General features: G+C 41.3%; 18 protein-coding genes. 8 read left to right on the top strand and 10 right to left on the bottom strand.

All coding sequences use genetic code 11. The annotated features are described in order from the left end of the window. Window positions 1-5: 5 nt before the first annotated feature. Both K0A89_05680 and K0A89_05675 read right to left on the bottom strand, forming a co-directional pair. Window positions 6-536 (bottom strand): 4Fe-4S dicluster domain-containing protein, encoded by a 531-nt coding sequence (locus K0A89_05680; protein MBW6517974.1) that lies wholly within the window; start codon window positions 534-536, stop codon window positions 6-8. Window positions 537-548: 12 nt separating this feature from the next. Beyond that, complete coding sequence (locus K0A89_05675) at window positions 549-3,314, bottom strand: molybdopterin-dependent oxidoreductase (GenBank protein MBW6517973.1); 2,766 nt, start codon at window positions 3,312-3,314, stop codon at window positions 549-551. Between the two features lie 177 nt (window positions 3,315-3,491). On the opposite strand from K0A89_05675, the gene K0A89_05670 reads away from it, so the two are divergent. Then, complete coding sequence (locus K0A89_05670; protein ID MBW6517972.1) at window positions 3,492-4,121, top strand: molecular chaperone TorD family protein; 630 nt, start codon at window positions 3,492-3,494, stop codon at window positions 4,119-4,121. On the opposite strand, the gene K0A89_05665 is transcribed toward K0A89_05670, so the two are convergent. After that, on the bottom strand, window positions 4,113-5,873 hold the full coding sequence (locus K0A89_05665) for a 4Fe-4S binding protein (protein ID MBW6517971.1): 1,761 nt from the start codon (window positions 5,871-5,873) through the stop codon (window positions 4,113-4,115). The two genes, K0A89_05670 and K0A89_05665, sit on opposite strands and share 9 nt — an antisense overlap. A gap of 448 nt (window positions 5,874-6,321) precedes the next feature. Between K0A89_05665 and K0A89_05660 the strand changes: the two genes are divergently transcribed. Beyond that, window positions 6,322-6,543: a hypothetical protein gene (locus tag K0A89_05660; GenBank protein ID MBW6517970.1), complete on the top strand. Its 222-nt coding sequence runs from the start codon at window positions 6,322-6,324 to the stop codon at window positions 6,541-6,543. Between the two features lie 9 nt (window positions 6,544-6,552). Further along, a complete protein-coding gene (locus tag K0A89_05655) occupies window positions 6,553-6,876 on the top strand; it encodes a YbjQ family protein (protein ID MBW6517969.1) in 324 nt (107 codons plus the stop codon). A 34-nt stretch (window positions 6,877-6,910) separates the two neighbouring features. Here the strand turns inward: K0A89_05655 and K0A89_05650 are convergent, their stop codons facing one another. Both K0A89_05650 and K0A89_05645 read right to left on the bottom strand, forming a co-directional pair. Further along, window positions 6,911-7,189: a twin-arginine translocase TatA/TatE family subunit gene (locus K0A89_05650; GenBank protein ID MBW6517968.1), complete on the bottom strand. Its 279-nt coding sequence runs from the start codon at window positions 7,187-7,189 to the stop codon at window positions 6,911-6,913. A 37-nt stretch (window positions 7,190-7,226) separates the two neighbouring features. Further along, window positions 7,227-7,430 (bottom strand): twin-arginine translocase TatA/TatE family subunit, encoded by a 204-nt coding sequence (locus K0A89_05645; GenBank protein MBW6517967.1) that lies wholly within the window; start codon window positions 7,428-7,430, stop codon window positions 7,227-7,229. A 182-nt stretch (window positions 7,431-7,612) separates the two neighbouring features. Here K0A89_05645 and tatC point away from each other — a divergent pair, with 182 nt between their 5' ends. After that, on the top strand, window positions 7,613-8,326 hold the full coding sequence (gene tatC, locus K0A89_05640; protein ID MBW6517966.1) for a twin-arginine translocase subunit TatC: 714 nt from the start codon (window positions 7,613-7,615) through the stop codon (window positions 8,324-8,326). Between the two features lie 100 nt (window positions 8,327-8,426). Next, the gene (locus K0A89_05635; protein MBW6517965.1) at window positions 8,427-9,140 is read left to right on the top strand and encodes a twin-arginine translocase subunit TatC; all 714 of its coding nucleotides are present in this window, start codon (window positions 8,427-8,429) and stop codon (window positions 9,138-9,140) included. A 51-nt stretch (window positions 9,141-9,191) separates the two neighbouring features. Here the strand turns inward: K0A89_05635 and K0A89_05630 are convergent, their stop codons facing one another. From K0A89_05630 to K0A89_05620, 3 genes are all read right to left on the bottom strand, one after another. After that, window positions 9,192-10,040, bottom strand: a complete 849-nt coding sequence (locus K0A89_05630) for a hypothetical protein (GenBank protein MBW6517964.1) — start codon at window positions 10,038-10,040, stop codon at window positions 9,192-9,194. Window positions 10,041-10,081: 41 nt separating this feature from the next. Beyond that, complete coding sequence (locus tag K0A89_05625; protein MBW6517963.1) at window positions 10,082-10,723, bottom strand: hypothetical protein; 642 nt, start codon at window positions 10,721-10,723, stop codon at window positions 10,082-10,084. Window positions 10,724-11,000: 277 nt separating this feature from the next. Continuing rightward, a complete protein-coding gene (locus tag K0A89_05620; GenBank protein ID MBW6517962.1) occupies window positions 11,001-11,252 on the bottom strand; it encodes a hypothetical protein in 252 nt (83 codons plus the stop codon). Between the two features lie 274 nt (window positions 11,253-11,526). Here K0A89_05620 and K0A89_05615 point away from each other — a divergent pair, with 274 nt between their 5' ends. From K0A89_05615 to nrfD, 3 genes are read left to right on the top strand one after another with little or no spacing between them, the layout of a single operon-like run. Beyond that, window positions 11,527-12,246 carry a hypothetical protein gene (locus K0A89_05615; GenBank protein ID MBW6517961.1) on the top strand — a complete coding sequence of 240 codons (720 nt, stop codon included), beginning with the start codon at window positions 11,527-11,529 and terminating at the stop codon, window positions 12,244-12,246. A 14-nt stretch (window positions 12,247-12,260) separates the two neighbouring features. After that, window positions 12,261-13,043 carry a 4Fe-4S dicluster domain-containing protein gene (locus K0A89_05610; GenBank protein ID MBW6517960.1) on the top strand — a complete coding sequence of 261 codons (783 nt, stop codon included), beginning with the start codon at window positions 12,261-12,263 and terminating at the stop codon, window positions 13,041-13,043. 5 nt (window positions 13,044-13,048) lie between these two features. After that, window positions 13,049-14,221 (top strand): polysulfide reductase NrfD, encoded by a 1,173-nt coding sequence (gene nrfD / locus K0A89_05605; protein MBW6517959.1) that lies wholly within the window; start codon window positions 13,049-13,051, stop codon window positions 14,219-14,221. A 72-nt stretch (window positions 14,222-14,293) separates the two neighbouring features. Here the strand turns inward: nrfD and K0A89_05600 are convergent, their stop codons facing one another. Both K0A89_05600 and K0A89_05595 read right to left on the bottom strand, forming a co-directional pair. Then, a complete protein-coding gene (locus tag K0A89_05600; protein ID MBW6517958.1) occupies window positions 14,294-15,160 on the bottom strand; it encodes a hypothetical protein in 867 nt (288 codons plus the stop codon). Between the two features lie 197 nt (window positions 15,161-15,357). Next, the gene (locus K0A89_05595; GenBank protein ID MBW6517957.1) at window positions 15,358-16,272 is read right to left on the bottom strand and encodes a hypothetical protein; all 915 of its coding nucleotides are present in this window, start codon (window positions 16,270-16,272) and stop codon (window positions 15,358-15,360) included. Window positions 16,273-16,585 lie beyond the last annotated feature (313 nt).

Below are 16,585 nucleotides of genomic sequence, written 5' to 3'. Positions count from 1 at the left end.
CAATCTCAAGTTTCAACGGCCAATCGTGTTGCTGCACGCTCTCGCATTTCTGCTGTTATCTTTTCAGCATCACCGGCTAACAGTCCCTTGCATGAACAGAATTTCGAGCACCTGGCAACTGCATCATTCTGTACCAGTTGACCATTCTCTTTCTGTTGATACGGCTCCACACAGAACGTACACTTATCCATCTTCCCTTTACTGCCGAATATTCCACTGGCTTCGAACTGTGGGGCTCCGAACGGACAAGCAAATAAACAATAACCGCAACCGATGCATTTATCTTTATCGACGAGGACTACACCATCTTCCCGCTTATATATAGAATCTACCGGACATGCTTTAGCGCATGGAGGGTCAGCACAGTGCATGCAAGGCATGGGTACATTTTTTTCACCGGGTTCGCCTTTGTTGATAGTTATTACTTTTATCCGCCTCATACCGTAAGGTACATCGTTCTGCTGTTTACATGCAACCTCACATCCACCGCATTTTATGCAGCGGTCAGTATCTGCCAGGAATTTATTTGTTACCATTTCTCACACCTCCTATGCCGGATATATCTTGCATTGACAAACCTTTGTTTCCTGCATCTGCATACTTCTGTCATAGCCATCGCCACAGATGATATTAACCGAATCGCCAAGAGCCAGCTCTGCAGTCCCGGGCGGGTACCTGTCCCCATAAGATTTTCCTTCAAAGATGCCTGCCCAGTGGTACGGCATGAAGGCTACTTCATGGCTTTGCTCCGGTGTTTTCGTCATTGCTTTAGTCACATTTGCCCTCACTTTGCACTTGCCCCGTAAGGTCTCGACCCAGACGAAGTCCCAGTGTTTGACCCCGATGTCTGCTGCCAGTGCCGGACTGATCTCCGCATACATCTCAGGCGCGAGTTCAACCGTGTATGGGCAGCTTCTTGTCTCGGCTCCACCACCCATATGCTCAACCTGTCTTCCTGTAGAAAGCACAACAGGATACTTATCAACAATGTGCTTTCGTGCAGTCTGGTTGGTTATATACGGTGCCGGGACTCTATATTGGAAGGGAACATCATCATATGTGGGATAATCCTCAATAAGATCCGGTCTCGGGCTTTCAATGGGTTCTCTATGTATTGGTACAGGGTCAGGCAGGTTCCATGCCCATAACCTTGCCCTTGCACGACCCGTTGGGGGATCGCCTCTGGCCAGTGCCTCTCGTGATGTGTTCAGGGTAAGATCATAAGCATATCCCACCTGAGCAACAGGTTTGTCACCTCGAAGCAGATCATCACCTATATGCTTCCCGGTTGGATTATCCGGGACCGTCGTACCCCAATTGGCTCTAAAATCGTGTCCCCCATCGCTTACTGGTTTGCTGACATCGTATAAAATCGGAGTTCCGCAATGGTCTGGTGTCCAGCAAGGCCATGGCATACCATAGTATTCACCTTTACATGGACCACCCGTTGCCCTGGTCGTTTCCACATCAAAGTCCGCACAATGTTCCTGCTGCCTTTTAAGCCTCTCAGGTGTCTGTCCTACCAAGGCAATGGCACCCATGCCCAGGTTCCATTCCCTTACGATTTCCTCAGGTCCGGAATAGGTAAAGTGTTCACCAAAGCCCAGTTTTGTTGTCAGCATTTGTATGATCTCTCCATCTGGTTTGCTGTCAAATCTGGGTTCAACCAGTTTATTCCTCCATTGGACCTGCCTTCCGGTTGTTGTCACCGTGCCGTCCTTTTCGAACACTGTGGATGCCGGTAGTGCAATGATTCCATTATCACGTTCGGGAAGCGCTGATGCAATGGTGGAGTGGGGATCCACACTTACTACCAGATCAACTTTTTCCAGCGCCTCTTTCATTCTTTTCATCTCTGTAATGGAGTTCAAAGAATGACCCCAAACAATGACCATTTTAATATTATGGGGCTGATCGATCTGATCTTCAGGCAGTATTGCACCTTCATACCACCGTGCAACGGTGAATCCATTTTTGTTCATGAGTGTTGAATCATTTTGAAGGTCGAACCTACCTTTCATCCAATCCATTGTTACCGGGGATTTTGTATTCCAAACATCGACCCAGTGCCCCCATGCTTTATCTGAAAGACCGTAATAACCGGGCAGACTGTGCGCAAGGATACACATGTCTGTAGAACCCTGAACATTATCATGTCCTCTGAGGGCCTGGACACCTCCACCTGACATACCCGCATGACCGAGAACAAGACTTACTATAGCATCCATACGGATATTATTCGTCCCAACGCTATGCTGGGTCTGGCCCATGGCCCAGACAAGAGTAGAAGGTTTGTTCTCGTACATTGTCCTTGCGATCAATCTGATGCTATCGGCAGGAACCCATGATATATTTTCTACAACTTCAGGAGTGTAATCTTTTGCAATCTCCCAGAGATCCTCGAATCCTATTGTCCTGTTCTTGATAAATTCTACATCATGCCAGCCATTATTCACAAGGACATTGACTATCCCGAGCAATATTGGTATATCTGTTCCCGGTCTCATTCTGGCATAAATATCAGCTTTTCCAGCTGTTCTGGTAAATCTGGGGTCCACTACAATGAGTTTGGCACCCCTATCCTTGGCTGTAAGGAAATGCTGCATACTTACAGGATGTGCCTCGGCAGCATTAGATCCTATAAAGAATGCACATTTTGTGTGACGCATATCATTAACATTATTGGTCTGGGCACCGAAACCCCATGTATTGCCAAGCCCTGCAACTGTTGTCGAGTGGCAGATCCTGGCCTGATGGTCAACGTTATTGGTTCCCCAGAAAGCGGCCATCTTCCTGAACAGGTAACATTCCTCATTGGTCATTTTCGCTGACCCTATGAACATCACAGAGTCCGGGCCGTAGGTATCTCTGATCTCTGTCATCTTGGCGGAGATTTTATTGATAGCGTCGTCCCATGATTTTCGAACCCACTTTCCATTCACTTTCTCCATCGGATATTTTAGACGGCGTTCAGAATTGACCATTTCAGCTATTGCTGTTCCTTTGGAACACATCCCGCCATGATTGATTGGATGATCTTCCCATGGTTCCAGTCCGATTAGTTCTCCGTCTTCTACTTTTCCAAGTACACCGCAACCTACCGCACAGTGTGAACATATAGTCTTGATAAGTGTTTCGTCAATTCCTTGTGTATCATTGGCAGCACTTGCCAGTCTAATTATATCGTTCTTAAAAAAATCTCTGTGTCCTGCATACCCACCCAATGTAGCAGTGGCGCTAAGGGCAACAGTTGCTTTGGCAAATGTGCGTCTTGTTATTTTTAATTGAAATTGCTTTTGTTTTTCAGATATCATATACAACTACCCCCTAATATCTAAATTCAATTATTAATTGTTTGTTATTACATTTATAACTATCTATACTTTGAAGGTTTTAATTTTAATTTTAATTTTTATTGTTAAGTTGAAATGTGATAATATTGTAATTTCGAATAACAATCATATTTATACTATTGGACTATCCAATTATTTATGGACAAAATAAAAGGATGTATGCAATTCAGGAATAACATCTATGCCTTCTTATATCGTATGTTCCTTGAAGAACCTCCGAAACAGCTTGCTATTGATCTGGTGAAAGGTACATTTCTCATACCTTCAGGTCTACGTAATATAAATTCTTACACAGAGGAGGGGGGTAACCTGTTAAATGAATATATGATGAACTGCAAAGATGTGGGTACAGTATATGAAAAACTCCATGAAGAGTTCACGACCCTTTTTATTGGACCAGGTAGACTTCCGGCACCACCTTACGAATCAATGTACAGAGATAATAAAATGCGCGGACCATCACTTCTGGAATTAAAGCAATTTTACCGCGAAGCCGGTGTTGAGAGTAATGATTATTCCGAACCTGAAGACAATATCGCGTTTGAATTGAGATTTATGAATTATCTTGGTGAAAAATTGCTCCATGAAAACGATAACACGTATCTTGAGTTACAACAAAGGTTCATAGATGAACATCTGTTAAAATGGGTGCCGGATTTTTGTGATGAGCTTTTTGCCAGTGATAAGTCTGATTTCTATCAAGGGATAGCAAAGTTCACCAAAGGTTTTCTTTTATTTGACAGGCAAACATTAAACGAGTTATTTTAACAATCCTTTTTCAAACGCCTTTATCGGCCTGCAGTCCTGGCAATAATAAAGTAATTCTATTATTTCATTTTCGGGTCCTAATTTATCACTAACACGCGCTATAGCCCCTTTTGTAATAAATGGTTTGTTGCATGCCAGGCAATTGATCTGTTCAGGTTCTGCCAGTATGGTCTCGCGCTGAGACAATCGTGCTATATCAAGTATCTTCTCAAGCCTGATAACATGTTCCGGGCATGCTTTCTCGCATAACCCGCATGCAATGCACAATGAATAATTAAAATAAATCTTCCCACTTCTATTATTTAATGCCTCTGTCGGACACATATTCATGCATGCATTGCACATAATACATTCACCATCAATGGTAACATTTCCAAAAGGAATATCACCTCTTTGGACAAAATCCCCGGACTTACCAGGCAGATTATCAATCAAATCAAGTAAGACAAATCTCTTATTATCGCCTTTGATCCCTGCTACCATCTTCCTTCTCTTTTCGCAGGATGGGAGATTATCGACAAAATCGTATAGTTCATGCACAAGAGCTTCCGGATGATTCGGATCAGCCTGAATGACTGCAAATTTTTCATTAAAATCAACTGCGTTCAAAATAGTTTTGATGACATTCATAGGAGAATTATCATTGATTTTATGTTTGCAATTTTCGCATCCAAGAAGAACTACCCCATCTGCCCCCGATTCAAAAGCATAGAGAATGTGTGCTTCATGAACAGCATTGATACAGGGAATCAATATTGGCAGTACGGGTGGATAGGTTATGTGTTGTTTCCCCAATTCATCCAATACTTGTTGTCCCTGTTCGACACAGGTGAACATGATTATTTCATTTGAAAGTCTCTCTTTTCCAGTTAACAAACTGTCTATCTGAGCATAAATCGAATTGTCAGGATACGCATGTAATTTTGGAATTGAAATTGGACAAACAGCTGTACAAGCCCCGCAGCCCAGGCATGATACATCGTTGAAAATAATGTTGTCACCTGTACGGCTAATGGCATCATGCGGACAGACCAATTCACATAAAGTACATCCGATAATCTCACTTTTTCCGGATGCGCATCTATCATTAACTTCCAGTATCTTATATTTTTTAACTACTCCGATATTTATGATGGCATCCATTGCTGCAATCAGGGCCCCTGAAATATCTCCATTTTCATTGATATGCACGCCTAATTTTTTTGTATGCTCCCATCCCGGTTCAGTTACCACTATCTGTCCACATATCAAAGGCTCAGCCTCATTTTTCTGGAAATTGATAGCTTCCACCGGACAGGCATCAATGCATTTACCACACTGGTCACATGCATTATCAATTTTTAAAGAAAAGTCTATTGCACCTTTCGGACATACCTGAACACAGCGACCACATAAAATGCATCTTTTAAAATTCACAGGTTGATGTGCAGATATTTCCACAGTAAAATCACCAATCTGGCCATTGATGCTTCGTATGGACCCCACATAGAGGGGTAAATTATATCGCAACATTCTGTGGTCAGGTTCAGTTAATAAAAGACTTACATTGGCAAGTCCGGTCAATTTTTCAATAACTGGAACGAGAAAACGCGTTCCAGTAACCAGTATATCCTTACCTGCATTTAATCTGGTCGTATCAAGTGATTTCTTTTCTGTGTTTAACGCGACATTCAGCAAACGTCTTGCTTTCTCGGTTGCATCTTTTTGTTCATGGACCCATCCGCAGTGCTCCCGCAAATTCAAAAAGTCCAAGTCAACCGATTCATTAACAATTTCGTTAAATATCGGTTTCTTGAAAGTACAGCCAATAAATATTCTATCCAGATCTTTTCTGCGGATGTCTTCTATTATATATGCTAATCCTTCATTCTGACAAAGAGTGTTATGGATTTCGATTATATCAACATTGATATCTTTCTTTAGATTGTTATATGCAATGGATGATGTTTTGTTGCATGTGCAAAAAAATACTCCCGTCTTCATTGTAATTTTGTTTATACGCATGAGATTAAATAGATACCTCTTTTGATCTGGGCTTACTCGCTTCAGTCCAGGGTACCGGTCTCAAGATCTGTTGTATCTTCTGGTACACTTGGGTTCAAATCCCAACCTCGGGGCTTCTTATTTTTATGATGGGGATAGGCAAATATTAATAATCAAGAAGCTGCCATATACTTTTAGAGATGCGGAATGATGTGAAATGGATAGTAACACAGCAGTGCGAAATCTCGGCATAGGACTGGTAGTCATCGGTATCATCATGTTGGTGGGATACGCTTTCTATACTATTTTAACCATAGAGAGTAATATGATACTGAAACTATCTCTTGCAGCCATTATATTGGGAATAATACTGGCATTATTGTCGTTGATAAAGGAAAAAATGGGTGAAGAAGATGCAGAGATCGAAAGAAAATACTGAGGTAAGAACATGATTATCGTGAATACAGACACCATCGCAGGAAAAGAGATCACCCAGAGTCTTGGTATGGCCCGGGGGAGTACCATTCAGGCCAAGCATATCGGCAAGGACATTATGGCAGGTCTGCGCTCCATCGTAGGCGGCGAATTGACAGAATATTCAAAAATGCTTGAAGAGGCCAGGGAAAAAGCCATGAACCGCATGGTGGACGATGCTGAAACGATGGGGGCCGATGCCGTGGTAAATGTCAGGTTCATGACTGCAATGGTAATGGCAGGGTCAGCCGAAATACTGGCATACGGCACCGCTGTCAAAATAACGGATAAAGAATGATCACGTGAAATAGTATCCCTGCCAACAAGGAACCCTATTTCTTAGTGGCCTTTTCGATCTCATCAAGCAGCTGGTCGTCAGTCTTGCCTTCAATTGAAATCCCCAGGTTCTCGGCTGACTGCTGGAGCTTGGATCTTTCCTGCGGTTTTTTGTTGTTATCGAGTTCCTTCAAGGATAATTCTGATTCCTTCTGGGCTTTCTTGAACTCACCCGTTGACCTGCCAAGTGCGTTGGCAAGTTCAGGAAGTTTGGTAGCTCCAAAGAGCAGGACTATTATACCGACTATCAGTGTCAATTCCATTGGTCCGGGCATTATCATTTTTAATTTACCTCAAAATTTTTCTGTACAATTAATCTATCTTTGCCATAGTAATTGTTTCTTCAATTGATTCTTTTACCTCAGAAACCGATAACTGGTTTTCAGCCTCTCGCATCGCCTTTCTAAAATCCCCCATCAAACGTCCAAGGGAATGAGCGATCTCCGGCAATTTGTCGGGTCCGAACAATAATAACGCTGCTGCAAAAATAAGCAACAATTCAGTTGAGCCAAGCATGTTATCAGTCTTCTTATTAATTTAATCTGGTGAATTATTTTCTTAACAAGAGTATAATTAGTAATATAATACATATAGCTTTCAGGCAATTCCGGTTTCAAATACTATTATTAACAATACTATTATAGCAGCTCCAATCCTATAAAATTATCCATCATCAAATGCATAACGATAGGTTAGACATGAACAATGTACCAGGCGACCAGGAATTGCCCCTGTTGGAACATGTACGAGAGCTTCGCCAGCGGATGCTCATAGTTGTGGCTGCTCTAATCATCGTACTTATGGGTACATTCCCCTTTACCGGAGACCTTATTGGTACGATGTGGGCCTACCTGTTCCCTCCTGAGATAGAAATGGTTATCTACAGTCCAATGGAGTGGATGCTGACACGATTGGTCCTATCCCTGGCAATTGCTATTGCATTTGTGTTTCCGTTATTCATGTATGAATTTTTCGTATTCATTCAAAAAGGACTGTTTCCCAACGAAAAAAGATTCACATTATTGGTAGTCCCTCCTTCGATGTTACTTTTCTTTATAGGTATGGGGATAGCTTTTTTCATAGTCATACCTTTGATATTCAATTACATGTTCTATTATTCAGAAGATGTGGCAACCTCAGGAATATCAGTACGAAATACATTCTCAATTATGACAACGATGATGATAATGTTCGGCCTGCTATTCCAGCTTCCCCTGTTAATGGTAATTTCCATCAAATCAGGACTGGTAAAAGCTGAGCAATTAAAGGATAAACGGATGATCGTCTATGGTATCCTCATCGGTTTTGCTATTTTTGTTGCACCCGATATTACAGGGATGTCACAATTGATAACAGCACTTTTCCTTGTGATCCTGTTTGAGTTCAGTTTATTCATCAGCAGGTATTTTTGACAAGTATTTATTACCCTACACATATAACCGTAATGAAGAGAATCAATAGCTATTCCATAATTTTATGTAATATACAGCATATTAGGACTTAAGATATACAATGGACTATGAAAATATTAGTATCACCCTGGTAATGCTAAAAAAGAAATTAATCCTGTTTGTACTAGTTCTAGTTTGCGGTTTCATAATATCTTTTCCATTCACGGGCGGATTTATAAAAAACATAATTGATAATATCCTCCCAGAGGGAGCCAGGGTCATCTACCTATCCCCTCCTGAGGTTATGCTCTTGAAAGTCAAAGTAGCACTCATTGCAGGTGCACTGCTCACACTCCCGCTGGTATCATATTACATTTATTCAGCGTTAAAAGGACGGTTCGAAGTTAAAAGGTCGTGGTTCTCAATTTTGTTTGCTGGAATGATTGCCTTTATCCTTTTCATGTTGGGTGCAGGCTATGCATATTTCCTGATGCTCCCCTTTTTTCTCAATTACCTGTTCCAGAATGCGGCCTCAGCCGGTGTGATGGCCACGTACTCTGTTTCACAATTCATCTCTTTTGTGTTATTTACCACAGTCATATTCGGACTGGTATTTGAATTTCCATTAGCGATTATAATCTTGGTACGTAATGGGCTGGTGGAACGGAGCACACTTGTGATGTATAGATATCACACTTATATTGGCCTCTTGGTAATATCTGCAATGATAACACCTCCAGACGTCATCAGCCAGGTCATCATTGCTGCGCCATTGATACTATTTTTTGAAATAAGTCTATTATTGGTAAAATTTGTAGGTAAGCCTGCCAAGTAATTTAAAATGGACTTGACAGTAAAATGAATAGCTATTCTATTCTTTCTTTACCTATTTAGAATCTGCCAGTGCCCACATAGTAAAAGTAAATACGAGTATCAGCATTGCCGTTGCTGACATGTAGACAACCTGTAGGGATTGCCCCAGTATAAAAATAAAGGCATGGTTTCCAATATCGCCTATCCTGGCCAGGAAGATAATGACGGTAAGACCGGTTACAGTACCTGCGAGCATTGCCAGAAAGCCCATTAAGACCTTATTTTCCTCTTTCTGCCGATACGATTCAAGCATGGTTAAAGCCGATAGGAAAAGGGTTGGAGTTGCGGTCAGGTAAATGAAGGGCAGTTCAACTCTGGCATCGTAGGGTTCGATAGCATTCAAAGCTATTGCAAAGGCAACCATGGGTAGAATTATTATTATACCCAGAATGACTTTGGATGATGTTGGTGTTCCACCTTGCCGATATTGCATCCGGTATTCCTGGGTCCCGATATACAGGAAGAACATGGCAACCAATCCCCCGAGCAATACGAGATAATGGAAAAATTCGTGCCAGAGAGTATCGAAATTATGTTCTAGAGCTTCACCCAGTCCCATAAAGCCAGCAGTGAAGATACCGCCAATGACCGGTCTCCAGGTAAATCTTGATTTTCCAAAGCGGCCATAGAGGATTATTGTGGAAATGATACTGGCCATGAACAATAAGATACCGGCATAAACAGTGGCATAAAGTTCATCCAATCCATAATGACCCTCTTTACCCTCCCTGCCACCATACTGGTTCTCAAGTGCAGTATTATCTTCATTGAATGATACCTGCTGATAACCAACGAAAAAAAACAGGAAATAGATCAATATTGCAGATGCAAAGGTGATTATGAAAATATCCTTAATATTCATGATATTACCAGACTAACATTGTACGCTATTTATTTATATATTTAATGTGTAACAATTTCTTTTGAAATTGTTGATGATACCTCAAAATGTTTCAGCATAGATGCGTTTGCCTTTTCCCGGGAACCTTTCTCATACTGTATCTGGATTGAAGTAGGAAGGACGACCATTTCTTCCAATACAAATGGTTCTTCAATTGTTGCAAGATATTGGGACAATAAAAGAGCTTCAAATTTATTGATAGCCTTATCAACACCGGTAATTATGATATATAATTTTCTTTTATCAACGTCGCATTTTATAAAAAGTGGCCAATGCATTGTCTTGTTCTGTTCATTTATCGACCTGATAAGACTATTGATATCCTTTTCAGTGAACATCTGGGACATGAACAATTGTTTCACTTCTTCCAAGGATGGTATTTTCCCATCCCTGGACGTGATGAGCCATTTAAACATTGATATGGGAATCGTCACGTCATAGACCGAATCTTCCTTTTCAAGCATCTTTTCAAGCATCTCTTTGCCTCGTTCAATGCTATCATATCTTTCCAGTGTGAAAACTGCATATTCGATAATATCACGCATTGCAGCCGAAAGATTATTATTATGCTTTTTTAATATAGGGTCAAGCATGTCAAAATGGTCTTCACTGATTGTTATGTTTTTCCTAAGTATGGTTGGCACCCCATTTTCACATATGTTGATGTGACATAAAGATAAATAGTGTGAGGAATTATTTAATATTATGCATAGTAAGGACTTTGGCCTGGCTATAATAACCGTGCCATGGAATGACCAATCTTCCGGACCAGACACGAGGAATGATGTGGTTTTTTGATACAAAGCATTAATCACCGTTTATTTTTCCCATGGTTTGTACTACTACATCATCCCGGGATAGAAATCACAATTGAATTATGTGCCCCCAATCCCCAACCCGCACCACGTGCATGAAACAGGTTTAAGGTATCATTTTGACCAGATAGGTCATTCCTACAGTTGCCACCCAGGAAGATACATAGATAATAACAATGGTAGATGCAAGAACTGTACCTATTTTCAGGTACCTTACTGCATCATATGCAAAGTTGTACTTTGATCTTAAACTCATCCTGGCAAACATACTATCTTTCTTATAACCGAATCCTTCACTCATATTCATGACCTCGTGCTTTGAATTGCCGTTGGTAATACATCCATTGTTATTAACCATTATAAATGTGACGGTTGCACATCAACACACACTCAATGTTGCAAAATGAGGCCAGTTTTAGATAATATTATATAAATCCAAGGCATGAATTAGGATGAAATCTATTTTTAATCAGATATATTTTCTTTTTTATACATATAATGTAATATACATAGTTAAAATTTGATTTAATAAAAATATATTAATTATTAATATCACATTATAGACTATATTGTATGAATAAGTTTTATTATACATGAACATTTAATAAGAATAAACTTGAGGCGATATTGATATGTTCAAGAAATTCATTGTATTGTCAACGTTCATCATTCTTGTCCTGGTTTTCATTGGGCCGACCTATGCAGACCTGCCCTCTGCAGAAGAACCAGCAAATAAAGCTGATGAACTGATCAACAGAAGACTTCCATTCACGTTCCAATGTGATTTTTGTCACGATCCCGGGACTGCCACAAACGAGAAAATACCCCATAGCACATCACTTGAATACCATGACAAGTTAGTCCTTGAAGGGCAGGTTGGCTGTTTTATATGCCATGATTTTGACCAGAGAAGCAAATTGCGGCTTTTATCAGGAGAATTAATACCATTTGAAGAGTCCCCAAAATTATGTTACCAATGTCACCAGAAGCGATATGATACGTGGTTATACGGGGACCATGGCAAATCCAAACCAGAATTGAACCTGGTAACTGATGCCTCACATAAAAATGCAACTGTGGAAGAATTGGAAAGTAGACGGTTCAGTTGTTCAGATTTCAGGTGTCATAACCCGCATAACCCGAAACTGTACAAAGTAGGTCTTGGAATCGGTTACCCGCTGCCTCCTCCCCTGAACCCGCCGGAAATAGTAAATTTCCTGGAACCAGGTAATGATGAACCATATACTCAAGCCGTAATTTTTTCAGGTAAAATTTTCATCACAGTATTGATCCTGAGTTTTTTGGTCTCATTATTGATGATTGTGAATCGGAATAAATGGAGACCGGATTAACCGGGGTGTTTTCTATGGATATATCACGACGAAATTTCTTAAAACTTTCAGGAATGGGTGGCGTTGCTGCCTTGAGCGGCAAATCCCTTGCCATGATAACGTCCAACCTACCGTGGAATGTAGAAAAGGTTGGAAAATATTATGATGACCCGGCCCCTGTGGAAGGGGTCCATTACGCCATGGCCATCGATACTCAGACGTGCATCGGATGCCGAAGATGTATGTATGCATGCATCAAAGAGAACAATATCGGCAGGACATCAGGAATACAATATATCAGGTTACTTGAGATGGAGGAGAGCTCGTTTGACCTGCTCAACTCTGACCAGTATTATACTGATGCACCAAAGGAAGACAAGTGGTATCTTCCGGCACATTGCAATCATTGTGATAACCCGCCATGCACACAGGCATGCCCGGTAAAAGCCACATGGAAGGAACCTGATGGCATCGTTGTAGTTGACTATGACAGGTGCCTGGGATGCAGGATGTGCATGATAAACTGCCCGTACTGGGCCAGGAAGTTCAACTGGGTTAAACCGGAAGTTCCTGAAGATGAGATCAATCCTGATGTGCCCATAAGACCGGTGGGAGTGGTTGAGAAGTGTACCTTCTGCCTCCACCTTGTCCGTGAAGGTAAGACGACGAAATGTACCGAAGTGTGTCCGGTGGGCGCAAGGAAATTTGGCGATATAAATGACCCGGACAGCGAGATATCATACCTGTTGCGCACCAGGAGGGTAACGGTACTCAAGGAAGACCTGGGAACTAAACCTAGAGTTTACTATGTAGGGTGATGAAAATGTTCAACTTAAAACCAATTACTATTCTTGGAGCCGAGGTCAAGCTGGATATGCTGTTTAAAGGCAGCAAACTGTACTATGGATGGGTGGCCATCCTGCTGCTCCTGGTATCATCGGGTTTCTTTGCCTACTACTTGCAGTTATCCGAAGGGTTCATCGTTACAGGCAGCAGGAACGTGGTCAGCTGGAGTTTGTACATTATCAATTTCATATTTTTTGTGGGATTGGCGGCCGGCGGCCTGATCGTGGCATCCAGTGTGGAACTGTTCGGTGTGAAAAAGCTGGAACCCCTGCTTAAGGTCGGGGTTATCCAGGCATTTGTATGTGCCGTAACGGCCATGGCCTTTGTGACCGCTGACCTGGGCCATCCTGAACGGTTCTACCGATTTTTTTTGTCACCCAATACCACATCTATGATGTTCTTTGACTTCATGATCCTGGGCGGTTATACTGCACTATGTTGTGTAGACCTGTATGCTCTGCTGACCAGGAGGATGCGCTGGCTATTTCCACTGGCAGTGGTTTCATTGCCTGCGGCCATCAGTGTCCATTCGGTCACAGGATGGGTGTTTGGCCTCGTCAAGTCAAGACCTTCCTGGTTCTCGGCGATCATGGCACCGTTGTTCATATCTTCGGCCATTACCTCCGGACTGGCATTGCTAATTATTATTACGCTTGTGCTTCCAAAATACACGAACATCAAGTTCCGTGACCCATATGCTATTGTTATGACATTGAGAAAAGCATTGACCATTGCAATACCGGTGGATCTATTCTTCCTTTTCAACGAGATCCTGATTACTGTCTGGCCATATGCACAAAAACCCGAACATCACCTGGGGATCCACTTCATACAGAATGGACCCTACGCGTTCTCACTGTACGGAGAGATCCTGCTGTCGGCTGTGATACCCTTTATCATTGTCCTGCATCCCAGGACCAAGAACTCGATTAAATGGATTGCTGCTGCATCCGTGTTTGTGGTGGGAGGGATCTTCCTTAAGAGGATATTCCTGATCCTGGTCGGGATGTCTATCTCGCCATTAGGTGAACTGGTCGTGTATATTCCAACCATACTTGAGCTCAATGTAGTGGTCGGGTTCTGGGCAATGGCGGTGTTGATGTTCACAGTGATGATAAGGATATTTAACATGGACCCGGTAGAACATTAGTAAAATCAGAGTTTTTCGAAAGCCAGGAGAAGGGGTATTCCTGGCATTTTTCTTTTTACGGGAACATCCCGGTCAGGAGTTTGCATGGGACTTGCCAAAATCGGGTAAACGATATTTTTTGTCATCCTGCTTCATAATAATATACATCGAAATCGTGAAGACCATGATAAATGTTGCTGTTACAATAAGAAAAAGAACCTGCAGGATCTGGGCTACCAGATAAATGTAAGCATTGCGGGCAATATCTGCATCACGTCCCAACAGTATTACTATATTCAATACCATTACTGAAATGGCAAGTAATGAAAGGTTATGCATCACTATTTTCTGCATTTCGAACTGGTCATAGGCTTCCTTTATGGTTAAAACCGATAGCAATATCAGGGGTACAGCGATTATATAGATAAAAGGTCTTTCTATATAAGGGTCCCATTCCTCACGTGCAAAGGACGCTAGTACCACAGACACAATGAATACTGATGACATTATGGCCATGATACTTCTTGTTGCCATGGGTTTACCGCCTTCTTTGAACTGCATGGAATATTCTTTGGTACCGATATACAGGAAATACATGGCTACTGGTGACCCCAACATGTGGGTATAGTGAAATACCTCATGACCAAATGTGGCAAATAAATGTTCTGCTCCTTCCCCAAGACCGATAAGTCCGGTGGATAGTATACCTGCCATAACGGGTTTCCAGGTATATTTCGAATCTTTGAAGTGGTCATAAAGTAAAATGACTGAAATAACACTGACCAGAAAAAGTAAAAATCCGGAATATATGTGAACGTAAATCTCGTGAAGTCCTTTATGGGCCATGAACTGGTTGACCATCACGTTATCCTGGAATTCCACGATACCGTGTCCGAGCCGGAGTATAGGATAATAGATCATTATAGTAAGCAATGTGAAAAATATATATTTCAGTTTCATTTTTTCACCAGTATCGTGGACAAAATTAAATTAAAACGTAATTATACTAATGGCTTATAAGATTTGCCTTTATTCCACATTAATAAAGATTACCAATATTCCATACTATGGTAATCCTCGTTGTGTACCAGAACAACCCGGAGGATATCGTTTCAGAAAATAAATAAAAACCATCGAAAAAAGCGGGTTTCCCCGCTTTATTTCCTGGATTTCAGAACAAACAACGTTCCGAGGATTAACAATGAGGAAAGCAGACCGAATCCCGGAAGAGGTGGAGTGGATGTGGGGTTTATATCAGGTACCTCTGTAGGTGAAGGTTTACCGAATATATCTGTTACTTCGCCCATATTTTTCTGTACTGATAAATCCGGATGGCAAATTGAACACTCCACTGAACCTTTCATTGTTTTCCCTATACTGCCAAAAGCATGTATCTTGTCAATATTGTGGCACCTGGAACATTGAGGAACAGTGATGGTATCCTCCTTTAAGTCCCAGTGACAGGTCATGCAATCCACTTTTGGCACATGTATTATATGGGGGATCTTTGTTGTCTCAGTCTCTTCCACACCCTCTCGGTGACACCGGTAACAGGTTTGGGAATCATCTTTTGAACCATGAATGGTGGCCACGCTCTCTGCCTGGTGACAATTTTCGCATATGACCGCCATACTTTGTGTTTTGACCGGTTTTGTTATCTTAGCGGCAGAACCGTGGCACTTGGTACAGGCATCAATTTCACTACCATGAATGGTTATCAGATCTTTGTGACAGTGTTCACAGATAGAATCGCCCAAAAGGGAGTTGTGTTTTCCCTGAATGTTCTTATGGCAGCTTGAACAGGGCTGACTGTTTACTTTATCCTTATGGACTTCATGGATAGGTCCTTTATGGCATGTTGTACATTGAGGTATTCTCACATTAAGGGTTTCACCATGGCACTCCTGGCATTGTAAATTAATTTTTGAATGTATCGGATGTGGGTCTGTATGACAACTGCGGCAATTAACATCTAACGCATTGAGTTCAACGTTATCACTTTCGGCCATTGATACAATGGTCAAAAAGGCAGTCATCAGTAATAAAGAAATGAATAGTCGCTTTCCCTTCAAATGATATCACCTGGTTCTTACTTATTTAGCAATTACTTTGCATATAATATGTATAAACATTTCGGTCTTTTTCACACTCTAAGAGTAATTTTAGATATCATTATGTTCTCGTTTTTCCTACTAATCCAATATTAGTTTATCATTTTTGCACTATTTTATGAAAATAACCACAAATCAGTATTTTTTTACTTGTAAAGTGAATAATTACTGTTTATTTCATATTGTACCTACTATTATTATTTGTTCTATTTCACACTAACAAATTGAAAATTCACAAACATTTAAGTAGAATGTGTAAATTACTGATGATTAA

The sequence above is a fragment of the ANME-2 cluster archaeon genome (assembly GCA_019429385.1).
Classification (GTDB): Archaea; Halobacteriota; Methanosarcinia; order Methanosarcinales; family Methanocomedenaceae; genus Methanocomedens_B.
Note: the sequence above shows the minus strand (reverse complement) of the source record. Positions and strands in the feature narration are given on the sequence as shown.